Origin of the sequence: Massilia sp., assembly GCF_031995545.1 — a bacterium.
Lineage (GTDB): Bacteria > Pseudomonadota > Gammaproteobacteria > Burkholderiales > Burkholderiaceae_D > Telluria.
In genome coordinates, this window is the sequence record NZ_DAMAGA010000013.1 from 90633 (window position 1) to 111645 (window position 21013).

Here is a 21013-nt window from a genome sequence, read left to right on the forward strand (position 1 = left end):
TCGAAACGGGTGGACGGGGCTGCCCGGCCACCCTGCGATTTTTACAGGCCCAGCGTCATCAGGCTTGCGTTGCCGCCAGCGGCGGTGGTGTTGACGCAGACGGCGCGTTCGGCCACCAGGCGCCACAGGTCCACCGGCGCGGTCGGTTCGGTGTCGACGATGCCGATGATGGCGCCGCTGCGCGCCGCCAGCTGGGTGCGCAGCGAGCCGGCCAGGCCCGATTCGACCAGGGCGATGTCGAACACGCCGGCATCGACTTCCGCCTTGCCGATGAAGCGCACGCGCTCCTTCACGATCGCCGGCAGGTCGGCCGGGATCATCTCCGGTGCCGGCGCCAGTACCAGCGCGCGATTGCCGGTGGCCAGGGTGGCGGCCAGCTGGTTCAGCAGGCCGGCCGGGGTGCCGGGGGCGCACAGCACGGTGCCGCGCGGGGTGAACGACAGGCGGTTGCTTTCGCCCGTCGGTCCCGGCAGGTCCATCGATACGCCGTTGAGCGACGTGCGCGCATAGCCTTCGGCCAGCGCCGCTACTGGTTGTTGACCATTGGTGCGCAGCCAGCCAAGCAGCGCTTCCAGTGCCGCTTCCGGCTGGCGCACGTGCTGCATCAGGGGCGCGGCGCCGCGCTGCAGGCGCTTCAGGTAGAGCGGGCCGCCGGCCTTTGGACCGGTACCCGATTTACCCTCGCCGCCGAACGGCTGCACACCCACCACCGCGCCGACGATGTTGCGGTTGACGTAGATGTTGCCCACGTGCGCGCGGTTGACGATGAAGTCGATGGTCTCGTCGATACGCGAGTGCACGCCCAGGGTCAGGCCATAGCCGGTGGCATTGATCGCATCGATCACCTGCGGCAGGTCGGCGCGGCGGTAGCGCACGATGTGCAGCACCGGGCCGAACACTTCCTGCTTGAGTTCCGACAGCGATGCGATTTCGAGCACGGTCGGCGGCACGAAGGTGCCGTAGTCGCTCACCGATGCCGGCAGCTCGAGCGCGAAGTGGCTGCGCGCGGTGGCCTTGGTGCGCTCGATGTGCGCCAGCAGGTTGCGCTGCGCTTCCTGGTCGATCACCGGGCCGATGTCGGTCGAAAGGCGGTCCGGGCTGCCCACGCGCAGTTCCTGCATCGCGCCCTTGAGCATCTTGATGGTCTTGTCGGCGATGTCTTCCTGCAGGAACAGCACGCGCAGCGCCGAGCAGCGCTGGCCGGCGCTGTCGAAGGCGGAGCTCAATACGTCCTGCACGACTTGTTCCGGCAGCGCCGACGAATCGACGATCAGCGCATTCTGGCCGCCGGTTTCGGCCACCAGCGGAATGTCGATGCCTTCCTGCTCCGCGCGCTTGGCCAGGGTGCGGTTGATCAGCTGCGCCACTTCGGTCGAACCGGTGAAGATCACGCCCTTGATGCGGCTGTCGGCGGTCAGCGCGGCGCCGACCACTTCGCCGCGGCCCGGCAGCAGCTGCAGCGCGGCGCGCGGGGTGCCGGCTTCGATGAACAGTTCCACCGCGCGGTACGCAATCAAGGGCGTTTGTTCCGCAGGCTTGGCCAGCACCACGTTGCCGGCCGCCAGAGCGGCGGCTACCTGGCCGGTGAAGATCGCCAGAGGGAAGTTCCACGGGCTGATGCAGCTGACCGGGCCCAGTGCTTCGGCACTGCCCGAGGCGCGCACCTGCACTGCGTAGTAGCGCAGGAAGTCGACCGCCTCGCGCAGTTCGGCGATCGCGTTCGGCAGCGATTTGCCCGCTTCGCGCACGGCCAGGGCCATCAGCTCGACGCCGTTCTGTTCGAACAGGTCGCCGGTGCGTTCCAGGATCGCGGCGCGCTCGTGGGCACTCGTCGCTGCCCATTCGGCGACGAAGGCGCTGGCGCCCGCCAGCGCGGTTTCGACATCAAGACGCGAGGCTTCGCTCACCTGCCCCACGATATCGCTCGACACCGCCGGGTTGACCACGTTCGCCGGCGTGCCGGCTTCGACGTTCCCCGCGATCAGCGGCGCGGCCAGATGCTGGCGCTGCTGCGCCAGGCCGTCGGCCACCGCGCACAGGATGTCTTCGTTGACCAGGTCCATGCCGGCCGAATTCAGGCGCTCGGCGCCGAACATGCCGACCGGCAGGGCGATCGCCGGATGCGGCTTGCCGCCGCTGGCGCGCGCGACGTCGAACGGATCCGTGATCAGGGTGTCGATCGCCACGCTCTCGTCCACGATCTGGTTCACGAACGAGGAGTTGGCGCCGTTTTCCAGCAGGCGCCGCACCAGGTAGGCCAGCAGCGTTTCGTGCGAACCGACCGGCGCATAGATGCGGCAGGCTTTATCCAGGTTGCTGGCACCGACCACCTGGTCGTACAGGGTCTCGCCCATGCCGTGCAGGCACTGGAACTCGTAGTTGTGGATGTTCTCGGCCTGGGCCCAGGTGTAGATCACCGACAGGCTGTGCGCGTTGTGGGTGGCGAACTGCGGGTACAGGATGTTGGCGGCGCTGAGCAGCTTGCGCGCGCAGGTGAGATACGAGACGTCGGTGTACACCTTGCGCGTGTAGACCGGATAGCCCGGCATGCCTTCGACCTGGGCGCGCTTGATCTCGGCGTCCCAATAGGCGCCCTTCACCAGGCGCACCATGAATTTGCGGCCGCTACGCTTGGCCAGGTCGACCAGGTAATCGATCACGAACGGGCAGCGCTTCTGGTAGGCCTGCACCACCAGGCCGATGCCTTCGAAGCCGGCGAGTTCAGGATCGAACGCCAGTGCTTCCAGCATGTCGAGCGAGATCTCGAGGCGGTCGGCTTCCTCGGCGTCGATGTTGATGCCGATGTTGTAGCTCTTGGCCAGCAGGACCAGGCTGCGCACGCGCGGCAGCAGTTCGCCCATCACGCGCGCGTATTGGGCGCGGCTGTAGCGCGGGTGCAGGGCCGACAGCTTGATCGAGATGCCCGGGCCGTCCTTGATGCCGCGGCCGTTCGAAGCCTTGCCGATCGCGTGGATCGCCTGCTCGTACGAGGCGTAGTAGTTCTTCGCGTCCTGCTCCGTGAGCGCCGCTTCGCCCAGCATGTCGTACGAATAGCGGTAGCCGCGGGTTTCATTCTCGCGGCTGTTCTTCAGCGCTTCGTCGATGGTCTGGCCGGTGACGAACTGGTTGCCCAGCATGCGCATCGCCAGGTCGACACCCTTGCGGATCAGCGGCTCGCCGCCCTTGGCGATCATGCGCGTCAGCGCCGCACCGAGGCCACGCTCGCTCGTCGGCGAGACCAGCTTGCCGGTCACCAGGAGGCCCCAGGTGGCGGCATTCACGAACAGCGACGGCGATTCGCCCAGGTGCTTGCGCCAGTCGCCACGGCTGATCTTGTCGGCGATCAGGCGGTCGGCGGTCTCGCTGTCCGGGATGCGCAGCAGCGCTTCGGCCAGGCACATCAGGGCCACGCCTTCTTCCGACGACAGCGAGAATTCGTGCATCAGCGCGTCCACGCCCGAGGCGCGGGTGCGCTTTTCGCGCACGCTTGACACCAGACGGCGTGCCAGCGCCTGGGCATCAGGGCTGGGCGTGGCGCCCTGGGACAGCAGCCATTGCACGGCTTCGGCTTCATCGCGGCGGTAGGCGGCGGTGATGGCGGCGCGCAGCGGTGTCTGCTCGCGTTTGACTTCAGCGTGGAGGGCGTCGAACGGGACGAAAGTAGGGGCCGGGGAAGCAGCGATCTGCATGGCGAATATTCAAAGAAAAAAGAACAACGAAGGGCACCGCGTATGGCAAAAGCGCCGACTGCTTGGTGGGCGGCCGGCGCAACAAATTGCTGGTAAAGACTCGGTGGAAATGATTCGATTGTAGAAGGAATTCTTCTGGATTTATTCTGTTTTTAATCCAGACTAGCAAAAGATAGTTTTTGATGCGACAATCTGGCCGAATAAAATTTACAAGGAGACCCTGATGTTGGACAAGATCAGCAAGAAGATTCTGGCAGAGCTCCAGAACGACGGTCGCATCAGCAACGTGGAGCTGGCGGCGCGCGTAAACCTGTCACCGGCGGCCTGCCTCGAGCGGGTGCGCAAGCTACACGAATTGGGCTATATCATGGGCTATACGGCCCAGCTCAATCCGCAGCTGCTGGATGTGTCGCTGCTCGTATTTATCGAGGTGGTGCTCGATCGTACCACTCCCGAGGTGTTCGACGCATTCAAACAAAGCGTCCAGATGATTCCCGAGGTGCTGGAATGCCACATGGTGGCCGGCGGCTTCGATTACCTGGTCAAGGCGCGCGTGAAGGATATGGCGGCGTATCGCGAATTCCTGGGCAAGACGCTGCTGCAGAAGGGTGTGCGCGAGACGCACACGTATGCGGTGATGGAAGAGGTCAAGAATACGACCAAGTTGCCGATCCGGTAACGCAAAACAAAGGCCAGACGATGTCTGGCCTTTGTAGGGTTGGCGGCTATGCCGCCGACGCGGTGGTAGTTTGCATCAAGATCATCCGGCACGATAGCGAAGCCGATAACAATCGACGCGTCGGCGGCATAGCCGCCAACCCTACACCACCTTGCGCACGCCGGATTTGGTGGCACTCTCCGCCATCGTTTCCAGATTCTTGCGCAGCCAGCGATGCGCCGGACTACGTCCATCGCGCTCGTGCCACAGCATATCCAGGTGCACCGCCGGCAGTTGCAGCGGCAATTCGCGCCACACCAGCACGTCGGTCATCCCGGTCGACACCATCAAGTGCTTCGGCAGCACGGTAATCAGATCCGAATTCGCCACCACCCTGCCAGCGGTAAAGAACTGGTTCACGGTGAGCAGGATGCGCCGTTCGCGTCCGAGCTGGGCCAGCGCCTCGTCCACCAGCCCGTGCGCGCGGCCCGAGAAGCTCACCAACAGGTGATTCGCCTTGCAATAGGTATCGAGATCGAGTTTTTCCTTGGCCAGCGGATGGTCCTTGCGCATCACGCACACATACACGCCCGAATACAGGCGCTCATGGCGGATCGGCGAGCCGGTCTCGTACGACAGTTGCGCCGCCACGCCCGGGAAGAAACCCACCGCCAGGTCGATATCGCCACGCAGCAGCATCGGCCGCGGTTCGCGCGTGGTCAGCGGCACCATACGGATATTCACGCCCGGGGCTTCGCTTTCGATCGAACGCATCAAGGAAGGCAGCCACAGCGCGGCGGTGGCGTCGGCCATCGCCATGCGGAAGGTGGCCTGGGCCTTGGAGACGTCGAAGGTTTCCGGCATCACCGCCGCTTCCAGCGCCGCCAGCGCCTGGCGCACGGCCGGCCACAGGGCTTCGGCGCGCGGGGTCGGCTTGACGCCGTAGGCAGTGCGGATCAGGAGTTCGTCACCCAGGCTTTCTCGTAATCGCTTGATCGCATTCGATACAGCCGGCTGGGTCATCGCCAGGTGGCCGGCGGCGCGCGTCAGGTTTTGCTCGGTCATCACCGCGTCGAATACACGCAGCAGATTCAAGTCAAGCGTCAGAAAGCTCATGGAATTAGGAATGGGGAACTGGTGTGAATACAAGTGTACATCAAATCATTCACAATCAGTATAAGCGCCATCAGCGAACGGAATTAGATTTATATGTTGCGTTGCACTATAGTCCAGAAAAATAACAGAGTAACTACAGATCGCAATCACATCATGTCTACCACCGCCACCCTGTTCCAGACCGCTGCCGCCGTGCCTTTCGGCCAGGTGTTCAGTACCGCCGTTTATCTGGCACTGTTGGGCGGCACCCTGGTGTTCTTCCGTCCGCTGCTGGTCGGTATCGGCCGCGCACTGTTCCTGACCGTGCGCCCGCGTCGTTCCAAGGCCGAGCTGGCCGCGCAGCGCGCCTTGAACGAGGCGCTGGCGATGACCCGCAAGAATGCCAGCCTGGACCCGGTCGACGCCGCCGAAGCGCGCGCCATGGGCATCCGCTACTAATTACCCCGTCTTCCTCCAGACGCGGCCTCCGGAAACGGACGCCGCGTTTTTTTTCGCCTGTCGCCCTGACGGTTCTCACCTGTTTGGCCAGGCACCTTCTCCTGATGATCGACCCGATCGCACCATTCGCCGGTAACTTGCCGTTACCCGGCTTTTCTCGCTCATTTTATTTAACATAATTCACAATAAGTCAAAAATCAGATTTCGAAAGAGAACATCGGAATGACAAGATAACTTATTGATGAGTAAAAAAAGACCGAATTTAACAGGTATTAACGTCATGATGGAGAAATACATGAGCTCGATTAGGAATAGCGCTGAACTGATGAGTTAGCGACATAATGACGAGATAACTAACGTAATTGATGAATTATCTTGACATGTTACACGAACTTCACATTCTAAAGATAAAAAAGTAAAACTATCGGTAATAACACAGACGAGCGGATTTGGGGATGGAAAACGCAGCAAGTAACAGTACCCATGATCGAAAAACCGGAAAGCACGATATGACCGGCGTGCGTGAACGCGCCTGCCGGAAAAACCGGCACGCGGCAGCAAAAACGGGAGCGGAAATGAAAACCGGCGCTTCAAGAGCGCCGGTCGGGAGGAAAATCAGGAAGGGATCAGGCTGCGGCCTTGTTGGCCGTTAGGCGTTCATACTTGATGAGCAGTTCTTCGCGGGTCTCGCGACGTGCCGGATCGAGTGGAATGCAGGCCACCGGGCACAGCAACGCGCACTGCGGCTCGTCGAAGTGGCCGACGCACTCGGTGCACTTGTCGGGATTGATCTGATAAAACTCTTCGCCCATCGAAATCGCTTCGTTGGGGCACTCGGGCTCGCAGACGTCGCAGTTGATGCAGTCGTCGGTAATCAGTAGGGCCATTTGCGTAGGAAGGAGTCAGGCCTTCGGCGGCATGGATGCAATCTTCTTTTGCAGCCAGCGGTCGACCGAAGGGAACACGAATTTGGACACGTCGCCGCCCAGCAGCGCGATCTCGCGCACGATGGTGCCCGAAATGAACTGGTACTGGTCGGACGGGGTCAGGAACATGGTTTCGACATCGGGCAGCAGGTAGCGATTCATGCCCGCCATCTGGAACTCGTATTCGAAGTCGGACACGGCGCGCAGGCCGCGGACGATCACGCGCGCGTCATGCTTGCGCACGAAATCCTTGAGCAGGCCGGAGAAACTTTCGACCTGCACGTTGGGGTAGTGGCCAAGCACTTCGTTGGCGATGTCAAGGCGCTCTTCGAGCGTGAAGAATGGACGCTTGTTCCTGCTGTCGGCGACGCCGACCACCAGACGGTCGAACAGGCCGGATGCACGACGTACCAAATCCTCGTGGCCGCGCGTGAGCGGATCGAACGTACCTGGATAAACGGCTACAACCATTGCGGCTCCCTGAGAAAACACCCTGAATGCGCGCATTATGCCTGAAAATCCGGCAGCCGCCCCAGGCCGGGGCGGGGTTTGCCCACTTCTTGTGCATAATCTCGCGCCCGGATGGGCGTTAGGTGGCGCCGGCTTGCAACTTCAATAAATGGAAGTAGACCATCCCGGCTTTGTCTGACCGCACGATATCCCAGCCGGCCAGCCATTCCGGCGCATCGTCGCCCTCCAGCGACAGCGCCGTTTCGGCCTCAGCGTACACCAGGCCGCCCTCCTTCAGCAGCGCCGGGCACAGCGGCAACGCCTTGGCCAGCAGGTCCTGTTGATACGGCGGATCGAGGAAGATCACGTCGAAGCGCTGGCCGCGCGCCGCCATGTCGCGTGCCAGTGCCAGGGCGTCGGCGCGCAGGATGGTGATGTTGTCGGCTTTCAGCTTGTCGCGGTTGGCTTCCAGCTGGCGTACCGCCGGGCCATGGTTGTCGATCATCGTGACCGACGCCGCGCCGCGGCTGGCCGCTTCGAAGCCGAGCGCACCGGAGCCGGCGAACAGGTCGAGCACGGTTGCCGTGTCCCACTCGCCGGGAAGCTGGTGGTTGATCCAGTTGAAGACGGTTTCACGCACGCGGTCCGGCGTCGGGCGCAGACCGAGGGCGTCGAGGACCGGCAAAGGGGTGCGTTTCCAGGCGCCGCCGATGATGCGCACCTGGTGTTGCGCCATGCGCGGGGCGCCATGGGGCTGGGGTTTGTGGGACTTTTTCTGCATGGGCGGCACTATAGCATGGGGTGCCGGCCGCCCTTTTTGCTTGATATCCGCCCGGTCTGCGGGCGAGTCGGATCGATTTATTTACCTGCGGCCAGCGTCTGGAAGTCATTGATCCAGCCCTGCATGCGCTGCTGGGCATGCGTCTTTTGCTGCGGGGTGGCGATGCGGATCGCGGTCATGATGTACTTGGTGGTCTGGTCGATGCTGGCGTCGTAGAACGCCTTGCGCTCGGGCGACTCCATGCGGGTGAACAATTCCTTCTGCAGCGCCTGCACGCGCGCCGTGGCTTGTTCCCGGTTCATTTTCTTTTGCTGCACTTCGCGCAGCATGGCCAGGATCCGGCGCTGGCGGTAGATCCGCTCTTCCAGCCAGACGTTGTTATCCAGCGGCCGCGCATCGGAAGCACGGCGCAGCGTGGCTTCCTGTTCGCTGCTGAAATTGCCGAACCACAGCTCGAACTGCTCCATCGACTTCTTGAAGCGCGCACGATTGCGCTTGTCGTTACTGCCGCTTATGAACTTGCGGCGATACTCTTCATTCTTGGCATTGAACTTGCGCTCGATGTTGCCGATCTGCTCGGGCGTGATCGACATCGCCAATGTGCTCAGTTCCGGCACGGCGCGTGCTCCAAGGCGTTCGCTGCGCACCCGCACTTCGCGGTAAGCATTGACCAAGTCGGCCTGGGTCGGATTGCCGGCCAGCTGGCGCTGCCAGGTGCCGAGCAGTGCCGCATAGTCGTGCAGCTGGGTCTGGCGATGCCACTGGAACAATGTGTTGATGTCGCGCTTGGCGACGTCGGCTTGTTGACCCTCGAAGTCGACATACGAATCGAGCCACCAGTAAAGTAAGGTGTCGCCCTGGTTGTACGAGAAGCGGATGGTGCTGCAACCCGCTGCAAGGGCCATCAAAGCAATTGCCAACAGCGCAAAGGTGCGCCGGATCAAGGTATCTTGCATGCTAAAATTTTTCATATATTCAACTTTTTCTGAGAACGGCTTATGAACGTTGTGATCCTCGCCGCCGGCATGGGCAAACGCATGCAATCTGCCCTGCCGAAAGTACTGCATCCACTGGCTGGTAAGCCGCTATTGCGCCACGTCATTGATGCCGCGCGCAGTCTTGGTCCGAAAAAATTATGCGTGATTTATGGCCATGGAGGCGCAGCGGTGCCTGAGATGGTCTCCGCACTGGCGCAGGAGACCGGCAGCACGATCGATACCGCCCTGCAGCAGCCGCAGCTGGGCACCGGTCACGCCGTGATGCAGGCGGTGCCGCAACTCGACGATGCGGACGCCACGCTGGTGCTGTACGGCGACGTGCCGCTGACCACCGTCGACTCGCTGCGCCGCCTGGTGGACGCGGCCGGCACCGACAAGCTGGCGATCCTTACCGTCGAGCAGGCCAATCCCTTCGGCCTGGGCCGCATCGTGCGCGATAATGCCGGCGCCATCGTGCGCATCGTCGAAGAAAAGGATGCGAACGAGCAGGAACGCGCGATCAAGGAAATCAACAGCGGCATCATGGTGATCCCGACCCGCCACCTCAAAAAGTGGCTGGCGGCACTGTCCAACAACAACGCCCAGGGCGAGTACTACCTGACTGACATCGTCGCGCAGGCAGTGGCCGATGGCGTACCGGTGGTATCGAGCCAGCCGTCGGGCGAGTGGGAAGTGGCTGGCGTCAACAGCAAGGTGCAGTTGGCCGAGCTCGAGCGCCGCCATCAACTGAACATTGCCAACGCGCTGCTGGAAAAAGGCGTGACCCTGATGGATCCGGCGCGCATCGACGTGCGTGGCGAACTGATCTGCGGACGCGATGTCGTGATCGACGTCGGCTGCGTGTTCGAAGGCCGCGTCGAGCTGGGCGAAGGCGTGCGCATCGGCCCCAACTGCGTGCTGGTCGACGCCACGGTCGGCGCCGGCGCCAACATCAAGCCGTTCTGCCACATCGAAGACGCCGTGATCGGTGCCGCTTCCCAGATCGGCCCCTACGCGCGCCTGCGTCCGGGCACCGAACTGGGCGAGGACGTGCATGTGGGTAACTTTGTGGAAATCAAGAACAGCACGGTGGCCGCGCACAGCAAGGCCAACCACCTGGCCTATGTCGGCGACGCCATGATCGGCTCGCGCGTCAACCTCGGCGCCGGCACCATCACCTGCAACTACGACGGCGCCAACAAGTTCCGCACCGTGATCGAAGACGATGTGTTCGTCGGCAGCGACAGCCAGCTGGTGGCGCCGGTGACGGTCGGCAAGGGTGCCACCCTGGGCGCCGGCACCACGCTGACCAAGGATGCGCCGGCCGGCAAGCTGACCATTTCGCGTCCCAAGCAATTGACCATCGAAGGATGGAAGCGTCCGGTCAAGGTGAAGAAGTAAATCCGGTACCTATCAACAGGCTGACAACAGGCTAATCACAGGAAGATCACAAGATAAACACAGGGTCATCCCACGGTTATCCTGTGCTCTTTCAAGTGGTCATCCACAATATTATCCACAGGCCTGGAGTGGCCCGAAACCCCGCTTCAGACCGCGATGCGGGTCTCGAACTTGCTGCGGTGGGTCGAGAAATATGCCTTCACGTTGCGCACATTGGCATGCGCCGTGAACAGCCGGTGCGCCAGCGCGTGGTAGGCCGGCATGTCGGCCACCTGCACCACCAGCACGAAATCCGGGCCCGGCGTTACCCGGTAACACTGCAGTACGGCGGCCTGCTGCGCCGCCAGTGCCTCGAACTCCATCATGCGTTCGGCAGCCTGGACATCGAGCGTGATCTCGACGATGGCGCTCAGGCGAGCGCCGATCTTGTCCGGATCGACGATCGCCACCTGGCGTGCGATCACCCCGTTCTCGGTCAATTGCTTGACGCGGCGCAGGCAGGTCGGCGGCGATACATGGACGAGTTCGGCCAGTTCCGCGTTCGTCTGCGATGCATCAGCCTGCAGGGCATTGAGGATGCGACGATCAAGATCGTCCAACTCTGGTTGTTCTGTCATCGTAATGAAATATTAAGTAAAAATATCGCCTATCGTGAAATATCATTTCACGTGCCTGTCATGGTGAAATTATCTAACAAAACCTATAGCGCACTGAAAGCATATTTCATGCTACTTGCTCTACGATAGGATTTGTTGATAATTTTTAAGTGAGGTTTGCCATGTGCGGTATCATCGGTGCAGTCGCCAAACGTAATATCACCCCCGTCCTGATCGAGGGCCTGAAGCGCCTCGAATACCGAGGTTACGACTCCTGCGGCGTCGCCGTGCACCTGGACGGCCGCCTGACCCGCTCGCGCTCGACCTCGCGCGTGGCCGAACTCGAATCGCAGGTGCGCGAAGCCAGCCTCGACGGTTTCACCGGCATTGCCCACACCCGCTGGGCCACCCACGGCGCCCCGGCCTCGCACAATGCCCACCCGCACTTCTCGCCAACCGAAGACAATGCCCGCATCGCACTTGTCCACAACGGCATCATCGAAAACCACGACGAGCTGCGCGCCGAACTGACTGGCCTCGGCTACACCTTCACCAGCCAGACCGACACCGAAGTCATCGCCCACTTGGTCGACCACATGTACAACGGCGACCTGTTCGACACCGTGCAGCAGGCCGTCAAGCGTCTGCACGGCGCCTACGCGATCGCCGTGTTCTGCCGCGAAGAACCGCACCGCGTGATCGCCGCGCGCCAGGGCTCGCCGCTGATCGTCGGCGTCGGCAAGGATGAAAACTTCGTCGCTTCGGACGCGATGGCGCTGGCCGGCACCACCGACCAGATCATTTACCTGGAAGAAGGCGACGTGGTCGACCTGCAACTGGCGCGCTACTGGATCGTCGATGCCGAAGGCCGCCCGGTCGAGCGCGAAGTGAAAACCGTGCACGCCCACACCGGCGCCGCCGAGCTGGGCCCGTACCGCCACTACATGCAGAAAGAGATCTTCGAGCAGCCGCGCGTGATCGGCGACACCCTGGAAGGCGTCACCGGCATCATGCCGGAACTGTTCGGCGACGGTGCCTATGCCGTGTTCAAGAAGATCGACCGCGTGCTGATCCTGGCCTGCGGCACCAGCTACTACGCCGGCCTCACCGCCAAGTACTGGATCGAATCGGTGGCCAAGGTCCCGGTCAACGTCGAGATCGCCAGCGAATACCGCTACCGCGACAGCGTCCCGCACCCGGATACGCTGGTGGTCACCATTTCGCAGAGCGGCGAGACCGCCGACACCCTGGCCGCGCTGAAGCACGCGCGCAGCCTGGGCATGGAACATACGCTCACCATCTGCAACGTCTCGACCAGCGCCATGGTGCGCGAATGCCAGCTGGCCTACATCACCCGCGCCGGCGTCGAAGTCGGCGTCGCCTCGACCAAGGCCTTCACCACCCAGCTGGCGGCGCTGTTCCTGCTGACCCTGACGCTGGCGCAAGTCAATGGCCGCATCACCGAGGCGGAAGAAACCGAACACCTCAAGATGATGCGCCACCTGCCTGTCGCACTGAGCTCGGTGCTGGCGCTGGAGCCGCAGATCATCGCCTGGGCCGAGGAATTCGCGCGCAAGGAAAACGCCCTGTTCCTGGGCCGCGGCATCCACTACCCGATCGCCCTGGAAGGCGCGCTGAAGCTCAAGGAAATCTCGTACATCCACGCCGAAGCCTACCCGGCCGGCGAACTGAAGCACGGCCCGCTGGCGCTGGTGACCGAAGAGATGCCGGTGGTCACGATCGCCCCGAACGATGCGCTGCTGGAAAAGCTGAAGTCGAACATGCAGGAAGTGCGCGCTAGAGGCGGCCAGCTGTACGTGTTTGCCGACGTCGACTCGCGCATCACCTCGGGCGACGGCCTGCACGTGATCCGCCTGCCGGAACACTACGGCCTGCTGTCGCCGATCCTGCACGTGGCAGCACTGCAGCTGCTGGCGTATCACACTGCGCTGGCGCGCGGGACCGATGTGGACAAGCCGCGTAACCTGGCCAAATCGGTTACGGTCGAGTAAGTCGTTGTAAGCTGTTTAGCGGCCTGCGCCGAACGCGAAGCGCAGGCTGTAATTGTCCAGCGTCCCCGGCAACCGCGCCGGGTTCAGCCGCTCTTCCTGCACCAGTTTCACCACGTCTCCGCCCTTGTCGATCAGCGCCGCCAGCATGGCGCTGGTCAGCATCAGTACCAAGTTGCGCGCCGGGCACATCGCCGGCCCGCTGCTGAACGGCACCAGCGGCCACTCACGGTTCTGGGCCTCCCTCACCTTGTCATCCTTCAGCCACAGCTCCGGCGTGAAGCGGTCGGCGCATTCCATGCGCTCATCGTCGCGGTGGAAGAACGGCGTGAACAGCAGGATGCCGGTGCCGGCCGGCATGGTGGCGTCGCCCCATTGCGTGTCGCGCGTACTCTGGCGCAGGATCGCCGGCGTCGTCGGCCACAGGCGCAGCGACTCCAGCACGGTCGAGCGCAGGAACGGGAGGTACTGGCGCTCCATGCCGGGCTTGCTGTGCAATTCTTCGCGAGCACGCGCTGCCTGATCAGGATGCGTGGCCAGCAGCGCCAGCGCGCGGAAGGTGGCCATACCGGCGGCGTCGAAGGCGAACAGCCATTGCGGCACCTGGTGGTTCGCTTCGGTCTCGGCGCTCTTGGGCACGGTCGCCGCCACCGCCGCCAGGCTGCCCGGCTCGGCGCGGTCGAGGTAAGACTGGATGCGTTCCAGGAAGCGTGCCCGCATGCCGGTCTTCTTCGGATGCATGAAGGCCCAGTTGGCGGCCTTGCGCAGGCTGATGATCATGTCGCTGATTTCCTGGTCGCCGGCGGCGCCTTCTCCGAACACGACGCGCCGCACCATGCGGGTCCAGCCGGCGTTGAAGGTGTCCCAGTCGAGTTCACCCTGAGCACGGGCAGTGGCCAGGATGCGCTGCGCTTCGTCGTCGACCACCGGCAGGAAATTACCCACCATGTGGTGCACCGCGCGTTCGTGCTCCAGCACGTCTTCATTGAATTGGCGGCGCGCAGTGCGCTGCGGGCATTGCGAGATGAGCGAACCTTTCGGTTCGAAATGCGACAGCGCGGCGCGCTTTTCGCTGCTGGCGGCGGAGAACGGTTCCGGCGACTCATCCAGCACGCGGCGCGCATGTTCCGGCGAGAATACGACCGCCTGCTTGCGGATCGGCAGCGGCAGCATCAGCGGTCCGCTACCGTACTTGTTGCGCAGCTTTTGCATGCGCCCAATTGCGCGCCGGTCCAGCTCCAGCTTTTCGGCCAGCGCCACCACCGCCGGGCGGCGTACGATCACGCCCTTGGCGAAGGTCGGGGCCAGCACGTCCACGGCCAGGGCCAGCGTGTCGAGCACGCCGGCGGTGGGCAGGCTGCCGGCGCCCGCGCGTGACGGGCTCGAAGAGCGGGAAAGCATTTTCCCCGCCGCGTAGCCGCCAGCCAGGCCGAGCGCGCCGGCCAGCAGCAGGTTCCGATTGTGTTTCTTCATGTCAGCTCATCTCCAAATCGTCGCCGAACGGGCACAGCCCGGGCAAGGTGCCTGACTGTCCAGTTCGTCATGTAGACTTTACGACAATGTTGGCGATGGCGACGCACGGTGCCCGGCACGGCCGCCGGCACCGTATCGGACAACCGCGTGTACTACTGCGTGCGTTACTGCGCGTCCAGCGGCTCCGGCCCGCGCGTCTTGCCGGCCGGCGGTTTCAGCTTGACCACCCTGCCCGTGCGCGCCGACTCGTAGATCGCATCCATGATGCGTTGGTCCTGCAAGCCTTCCTCGCCCGGCGTGTGCACGTCCTTGTTCTGCTGGATGCAGCTGGCGAAGTGGTCGATCATCAGGGTGAACTGGTTTTCGTTGCCGGGCTGGACCTCGCTGGTCTGCTCCTTGCCGTCCACCACGCGCGTAATGCGCAGCTTGTTGCCGTGATAGGCATAGCCGGGATCCATCTCGGCCCAGGCCTCGAAACCGTTGAGGCGGAACATCTGCGACTTGTGCGCCGAGTAATTGGTGCTGCAAGTGGCGCTGAAGCCGCTCGGGAAACGCAGTACGAACTGGCACGATTCCTCGACTTCACGGAAGCGCGCATCGCCCGGCGTCGACCAGATGCTGCCGAACACTTCGCTCGGCTCTTCGCCGCTGAGGAAGCGCGCGGCGTTGATGCAATAGATACCGATGTCCGGCAGCGCGCCGCCGCCCGCCATCGCTTTCTTGAGGCGCCAGTGCTGCGGATCGCCCATGTTCTGCGAGTTGACCGAATTGAATTCCTTCAGCGCGCCCAGCTTTTTGTCGCGGACCATTTTCACCAGGGTGCGATCGAGCGCTTCGTACTGACTGCGGTAGGCGATCATCAGCTGGCGCCCGGCCTTGCGGCAGGCTTCGATCATCTGGCGGCATTCGGCCGCGCTGTTGGCCATCGGCTTTTCGCACAGCACGTGCTTGCCGGCCTTCGCCGCGCGCACGGTGTACTCCAGGTGCATGTTGTTGGGCAGCGCGATATATACACTCTTGACGTCGGGCATCTGCGCCAGCTTGTCGAAGTCCTTGTAGTCGAGCACGGCATTCTCGGGGACGTTGTACTGGCGCGCCACCTTGAGTCCCTTGTCGCGGTCGCCCGTGACCAGCGCCACCACCTTCGCATGCTTGCTCTGCTGGAAGGCCGGCAGCATCTCGTCGATAGCGATGCGGCCCAGCCCAACCACGGCAACGCCGACCCGCTCGTCCCACGAATCGCCCGGCGGCTCGGTCTTTTCCGGCTTCTCGGATTTGTCGAAGATCGGCGGGAAACTGACCCGGTTCTTTTCGCTGGCGGCGGCATGCAGCGCAGGCGTGGACAGGGCTGCCATGGTACCGACATAGCGCAGGAAGTCGCGGCGCGGCGGCTGGTCTTGTTTCATGAGAGGGCTTCCTTGGAGATGGTAAAAGTTCATCCTCGCATGCGATATTGAACGACAGCGCTCGCTTGCCCCGTAGAAAACGCGAGAGCTGTCGTCGCGCTGCCGATGAGACGAAATACTTGAGGTCTCATACTTGTGTTGCATATTCGGCGCGCATAGTTCTGACAAGAACTAATTCCTGTATAGTAACTTCTCGATTGCTGCCGTTATCCACGGCAAGCCCGAGTTCACCTGCTTATCCAGCGTCGGCGCGACTCCTTCTCTTGCCCGTTCTTGCCGCAATCGAAGCGTTGCACCGCGCCCTCCTTCGGTGTTCCTCTTTTGTTGCCTTGCCATGAACGCCGACAATTCCGACCTGATGTACCGCCTGCTCGTCCAGAGCGTGGTCGACTATGCAATCTATACCCTGACCCCGGAAGGCATCGTCTCCAACTGGAATCCGGGCGCCCAGCGCGCCAAGGGCTATGTCGCGGCCGAGATCGTCGGCCAGCACTATTCGCGCTTCTACCTCAGCGATGACATCGCGGCCGGCGTACCGGCGCGCAACCTGGAGATCGCGGCCCGCACCGGCCGCTTCGAAGACACCGGCTGGCGCGTGCGCAAGGATGGCACCGCGTTCTGGGCCCACGTGGTGATCGACGCCATCCGCGCCGAGGACGGCGCACTGCTCGGCTTTGCCAAGATCACGCGCGACTGCAGCGAGCAGCGCGAAGCCGAGCTGGCCCAGCGCGAGCAGGAGCGGCGCTTCCGCTACCTGGTGCAGGGCGTGACCGACTATGCGATCTACATGCTCGACACCGAAGGCCACGTGGTCAACTGGAATGCCGGCGCCGAGCGCGCCAAGGGCTACAAGGCGCACGAGATCGTCGGCAAGCATTTCTCGGTATTCCATACCGAGGAAGACCGCGCCGCCGGCCTGCCGCAGCGCGCGCTGGAGATCGCGCGCACCGAACTGCGCTTCGAGGCCGAAGGCTGGCGCCTGCGCAAGGACGGCACGCGCTTCTGGACCAGCGTGGTGATCGACGCCATCCACGACGACGACGGCGCGCTGATGGGCTTTGCCAAGATCACGCGCGACATCACCGAGCGCCACCAGCAGCAGCTCAAGCTGATCGAGGCCAAGGAACTGGCCGAAGCCTACAGCCAGCAGATGGCCTCGCTGAGCGACTTCCTCGATTCGGTGATCGCCAACATCCCGGCCAGCGTGCTGGCGCAAGACCGCAACAGCGGCGCGATCCTGCTCGCCAACCAGCAGGCCCAGCGCCTGTTCGGCCAGCCGCAGGTGGACATGAAAGGCCGTACCGCGCGCGACTGCCTGAGCCCGGCCGTGGCGGACTACCTCGAGCGCCAGGCGGGCGCGGCGCCATCGAACGCCGGCGCGCTCGACGATGCGATCCTGGTCCAGACCCAGGTCGGCCCGCGTAGCCTGCGCAGTCGCACCGTGCTCGGCAAGCAGCCCGATGGCACCAGCGACTACGTGCTGACCATCACCGAAGACGTCACCGACGAACTGGCGGCCTATGCCCAGATCCACCACATGGCGCAGCACGACGGCCTGACCAACCTGCCGAATCGCCACCACTTCAACGAGCGCCTGGAGCAGGCGATCGTCGATGCCGACCGCAGCGCCGAAGCGGGCATGGGCGTGGGCATCCTGTGCCTCGACCTGGACAACTTCAAGAACATCAACGACGCCTTCGGCCACGGCTTCGGCGACAAGATCCTGCTGACGCTGGCCAACCGCCTGCGCAAGTGCCTGCGCGAACAGGACACGCTGGCGCGCCTGGGCGGCGACGAGTTCGCCGTGGTGCTGCCGCGCGTGATGCGGGTCGAGGAAGCGCAGCAGGCGGCGCAGCGCCTGATCGACGCGGTGGCGCCGGCGTTCTCGATCGACGGCCACAGCTTCGCGGTGGGGATCAGCGTCGGCATCGCCCTGTCGTCGCAGGACGCCGCCACTGCCGAGCAGCTGCTGCAGTACGGCGACATGGCGCTGTACGAAGCCAAGCGCAACGGCCGCAACCGCCACGAACTGTTCCGCCCCGAACTGGAAGCGGCGGCGCGCGTGCGGCGCCAGATCGAGATCGACCTGCGGCGCGCCCTGCACCGCGGCGAGCTGTACATGGCTTATCAGCCGATCGTCGAGCAGCGCCGCCAGTGCATCTCGGGCTACGAGGCCCTGATCCGCTGGCGCCACCCGGACAAGGGCCTGATCTCGCCGATGGAGTTCATTCCGGTCGCCGAAGAGACCGGCCTGATCCACGAGATCGGCGCGCGCGCCCTGAACCTGGCGTGCCAGGAAGCGGCCGGCTGGAGCGGTGGCGAGACGGTGGCGGTGAACCTGTCGCCGGTGCAGTTCAAGAGCAGCGCCCTGGTCGACACGGTGGCGCTGGCGCTGGCCGACTCCGGCTTGCCGCCGCAGCGGCTGGAACTCGAGATCACCGAGTCGGTGATGCTCGACTCGAGCGACAGCAATGTGCGCACGCTGCGCGCATTGAAGGCGCTGGGCGTGCGCATCGCGCTGGACGACTTCGGCACCGGCTACTCGTCGCTGAGCTATCTGCGCTCGTTCCCGTTCGACAAGATCAAGATCGACAAGTCCTTCGTGCAAGAAATGGAAGAAAGCCGCGAAGCGGTCGCCATTATCCGCGCCATCACCGGCCTCAGTGGCAGCCTGCTGATCGAAACCACTGCCGAAGGGGTCGAGACCACGGCCCAGTTCCGGCGCCTGGAGCAGGAGGGCTGTACCCACTTCCAGGGCTATCTGTTCGGGCGTCCGGAAGCGGCCGAGCAGCGCAAGCGCGATCTCGACGGCCATCCGGCACTGGAGTGATTCGGCACCGTTGGGTTAGCTCATCTGTCGCCATATTCGGGCAATCCGCAGGTATTCGTACAGCTACTGCGTACTACTACTGAGTTTGCGTAATTATTGGGCCTGGATCCGGCAAACCCGATTTGTTTGGGCTATACTCGCCGTTCCCCATCCGGGGCATCCCGCTCAATGGACGCCAGGAATGTGATTGGCCTGCCTGATCGTCGACATCAGCGCGTCACAACCCTGTATGCCAGCTGTTCCCGCATCGGTTCGCATCACGTCGAATCGGGCGGGGCATTGTCTTCGCTATGCGTCTGTTGCTGAGCTCGCGCGTCGTCCGCATGACGGCGCCGGTCTTGGCGGCACGCTCCCTATCGGTGCGCTCTCGTCCAGCCTGCATCTCCAGCCGGTTTGTGGGCAGAGGCCGCGCCATACCGAGCCCGTTGGTATTTTTAAATCAGAATGTTTGCAGGGTAGTGCCACCGCAATCTTCTTACAGGTTAATACTCGTATGCGTACCTCTTCGCTTCTTGTCGTCCTATCTTGCCTCATCGTTTCCGCGTGTTCCAAGAACCCGCCCCCCGCCAATGCCGATAAACCGGTCGACGTCGTGCTGGTCGGCGCCGGCGTGATGAGCGCCACCCTGGGCACCATGCTCAAGGAACTCGATCCCAAACTGTCCATCGAGATGTTCGAGCGCATGGACGGCGTGTCGGTCGAAAGCTCCGACGCGATGAACAATGCCGGCACCGGCCACTCCGGTTTCGCCGAACTGAACTACACCCCGGAAATGCCGGACGGCAGTATCGACACCAAGAAGGCTGTCGACATCAACGAACAGTTCGAAATCTCCAAGCAGTTCTGGGCCTACCAGGTCGGCAAGCAGTACCTGGGCGCGCCGCAGACCTTCATCAACAACGTGCCGCACATGGCCTTTGTGTGGGGTGATGACAACATCAACTACCTGCGCAAGCGCTACGCCGCGCTGCAGAAGGAAAACCTGTTCAAGGGCATGCTGTACACCGAAGACAACGAACAGATCCGCAAGTGGGCGCCGCTGGTCATGAACGGCCGCGACGCCAACCAGAAGGTGGCCGCCACCCGCATGGACATCGGCACCGACGTCAACTACGGCACCCTGACCCGCAGCATGGTCAAGCACCTGACCGGCACCCACGGCATGACCCTCAACCTGCGTACCCAGGTCGAAGACATCAAGCGTGGCGAAAACGGCCTGTGGAACGTCACCGTCAAGAACCTGGCGGACAACCAGACCCGCACCGTGAGCGCCAAGTTCGTGTTCATCGGCGCCGGCGGCGGCGCGCTGCCGCTGCTGGAAAAGACCGGCATCCCGGAAGCCAAGGGCTACGGCGGCGTGCCGGTCGGCGGCCAGTGGCTGGTGACCACCAACCCGGCCCTGATCGAGGCGCACCACGCCAAGGTCTACGGCAAGGCCTCGGTCGGATCGCCGCCGATGTCGGTCCCGCACCTGGACACCCGCATCATCGACGGCAAGAAAGCCCTGCTGTTCGGACCGTTCGCGACCTTCTCGACCAAGTTCCTGAAGAACGGCTCGTGGATCGACCTGCCGGCATCGGTGGGCACCGGCAACGTGCGTCCAATGTTCCAGGCCGGTATCGACAACATCCCGCTGACCAAGTACCTGATCGAACAGGTAATGAATTCGCAGGAAGACCGCATCGCGACCCTGCGCGACTACCTGCCTGAAGTCAAGGCTGAAGACTGGACCCTGGTCAACGCCGGCCAGCGCGTGCAGATCGTCAAGGACGATCCGAAGAAGGGCGGCCTGCTGCAGTTCGGTACCGAAGTCGTGGCATCAAGCGACGGCAGCGTGACCGCCCTGCTGGGTGCCTCGCCGGGCGCATCGACCGCCGCGCCGATCATGCTGAAAGTGCTGAAGGCCTCGGCCTTCCGCGACCAGCTGAAGACGCCTGAGTGGGATGCCAAGATGAAGGAAATGATTCCGTCGTACGGCCGTCACCTGAACGACGACGCGGCCTACGCCAACCAGATTCGCCAGCAGAGCAGCAAAGTGCTGGGCCTGAAGGCGTTTACGCTGGACGTGACCGGTAACGCGATGCCGGGTCCGGCAGCGTTGGTGACCGATGCACCGGCAGCCGCCGCTTCGGCAGCAACTGTGCCGGCCGCAGCCAAGTAATACGGCAAATCACGACCGCGGCGTTTGTCGCGGTCGCTACATGAAAACGGCCCCGGTGCTAGCAAGCACCGGGGCCGTTTTTCATTCTGCTTGATGTGCGCG

15 protein-coding genes are annotated in these 21013 nt (G+C 63.3%); 6 read left to right on the forward strand and 9 right to left on the reverse strand.

What is annotated here, in order from left to right; all coding sequences use genetic code 11:
• Window positions 1-41: 41 nt before the first annotated feature.
• A complete protein-coding gene (gene putA, locus RTQ83_RS11955) occupies window positions 42-3689 on the reverse strand; it encodes a trifunctional transcriptional regulator/proline dehydrogenase/L-glutamate gamma-semialdehyde dehydrogenase (protein ID WP_312514634.1) in 3648 nt (1215 codons plus the stop codon).
• Between the two features lie 223 nt (window positions 3690-3912).
• On the opposite strand from putA, the gene RTQ83_RS11960 reads away from it, so the two are divergent.
• Window positions 3913-4368, forward strand: a complete 456-nt coding sequence (locus RTQ83_RS11960; protein ID WP_312514636.1) for an Lrp/AsnC ligand binding domain-containing protein — start codon at window positions 3913-3915, stop codon at window positions 4366-4368.
• A 141-nt stretch (window positions 4369-4509) separates the two neighbouring features.
• Here RTQ83_RS11960 and RTQ83_RS11965 read toward each other — a convergent pair whose 3' ends face one another.
• On the reverse strand, window positions 4510-5463 hold the full coding sequence (locus RTQ83_RS11965) for a LysR family transcriptional regulator (protein ID WP_312514638.1): 954 nt from the start codon (window positions 5461-5463) through the stop codon (window positions 4510-4512).
• Window positions 5464-5616: 153 nt separating this feature from the next.
• On the opposite strand from RTQ83_RS11965, the gene RTQ83_RS11970 reads away from it, so the two are divergent.
• Window positions 5617-5901 carry a hypothetical protein gene (locus RTQ83_RS11970; RefSeq protein ID WP_312514640.1) on the forward strand — a complete coding sequence of 95 codons (285 nt, stop codon included), beginning with the start codon at window positions 5617-5619 and terminating at the stop codon, window positions 5899-5901.
• 626 nt (window positions 5902-6527) lie between these two features.
• Here the strand turns inward: RTQ83_RS11970 and RTQ83_RS11975 are convergent.
• From RTQ83_RS11975 to RTQ83_RS11990, 4 genes are all read right to left on the reverse strand, one after another.
• Window positions 6528-6788 (reverse strand): YfhL family 4Fe-4S dicluster ferredoxin, encoded by a 261-nt coding sequence (locus RTQ83_RS11975; RefSeq protein WP_312514642.1) that lies wholly within the window; start codon window positions 6786-6788, stop codon window positions 6528-6530.
• Between the two features lie 15 nt (window positions 6789-6803).
• Window positions 6804-7298: a pantetheine-phosphate adenylyltransferase gene (coaD, locus tag RTQ83_RS11980; RefSeq protein ID WP_312514644.1), complete on the reverse strand. Its 495-nt coding sequence runs from the start codon at window positions 7296-7298 to the stop codon at window positions 6804-6806.
• 118 nt (window positions 7299-7416) lie between these two features.
• Window positions 7417-8013 (reverse strand): 16S rRNA (guanine(966)-N(2))-methyltransferase RsmD, encoded by a 597-nt coding sequence (gene rsmD, locus RTQ83_RS11985; protein WP_312514646.1) that lies wholly within the window; start codon window positions 8011-8013, stop codon window positions 7417-7419.
• Window positions 8014-8135: 122 nt separating this feature from the next.
• Entirely contained in the window at window positions 8136-9014 is an 879-nt protein-coding gene (locus RTQ83_RS11990) for a DUF6279 family lipoprotein (RefSeq protein ID WP_312514648.1), read from the reverse strand.
• A 42-nt stretch (window positions 9015-9056) separates the two neighbouring features.
• On the opposite strand from RTQ83_RS11990, the gene glmU reads away from it, so the two are divergent.
• Window positions 9057-10436, forward strand: a complete 1380-nt coding sequence (gene glmU / locus RTQ83_RS11995) for a bifunctional UDP-N-acetylglucosamine diphosphorylase/glucosamine-1-phosphate N-acetyltransferase GlmU (RefSeq protein ID WP_312514650.1) — start codon at window positions 9057-9059, stop codon at window positions 10434-10436.
• A 146-nt stretch (window positions 10437-10582) separates the two neighbouring features.
• On the opposite strand, the gene RTQ83_RS12000 is transcribed toward glmU, so the two are convergent.
• Entirely contained in the window at window positions 10583-11053 is a 471-nt protein-coding gene (locus RTQ83_RS12000; RefSeq protein ID WP_312514652.1) for an Lrp/AsnC family transcriptional regulator, read from the reverse strand.
• Window positions 11054-11214: 161 nt separating this feature from the next.
• Here RTQ83_RS12000 and glmS point away from each other — a divergent pair, with 161 nt between their 5' ends.
• Window positions 11215-13044 (forward strand): glutamine--fructose-6-phosphate transaminase (isomerizing), encoded by a 1830-nt coding sequence (gene glmS / locus RTQ83_RS12005; protein WP_312514654.1) that lies wholly within the window; start codon window positions 11215-11217, stop codon window positions 13042-13044.
• 15 nt (window positions 13045-13059) lie between these two features.
• Here the strand turns inward: glmS and RTQ83_RS12010 are convergent, their stop codons facing one another.
• On the reverse strand, window positions 13060-14514 hold the full coding sequence (locus RTQ83_RS12010) for a cytochrome P450 (RefSeq protein ID WP_312514657.1): 1455 nt from the start codon (window positions 14512-14514) through the stop codon (window positions 13060-13062).
• A gap of 164 nt (window positions 14515-14678) precedes the next feature.
• Window positions 14679-15920: a Gfo/Idh/MocA family oxidoreductase gene (locus tag RTQ83_RS12015; protein ID WP_312514659.1), complete on the reverse strand. Its 1242-nt coding sequence runs from the start codon at window positions 15918-15920 to the stop codon at window positions 14679-14681.
• Between the two features lie 334 nt (window positions 15921-16254).
• Between RTQ83_RS12015 and RTQ83_RS12020 the strand changes: the two genes are divergently transcribed.
• A complete protein-coding gene (locus RTQ83_RS12020) occupies window positions 16255-18750 on the forward strand; it encodes an EAL domain-containing protein (RefSeq protein ID WP_312514661.1) in 2496 nt (831 codons plus the stop codon).
• A gap of 493 nt (window positions 18751-19243) precedes the next feature.
• Window positions 19244-20911, forward strand: coding sequence for a malate dehydrogenase (quinone) (mqo, locus tag RTQ83_RS12025; RefSeq protein WP_312514663.1), 1668 nt, complete (start codon window positions 19244-19246; stop codon window positions 20909-20911).
• Window positions 20912-21013: the final 102 nt, after the last annotated feature.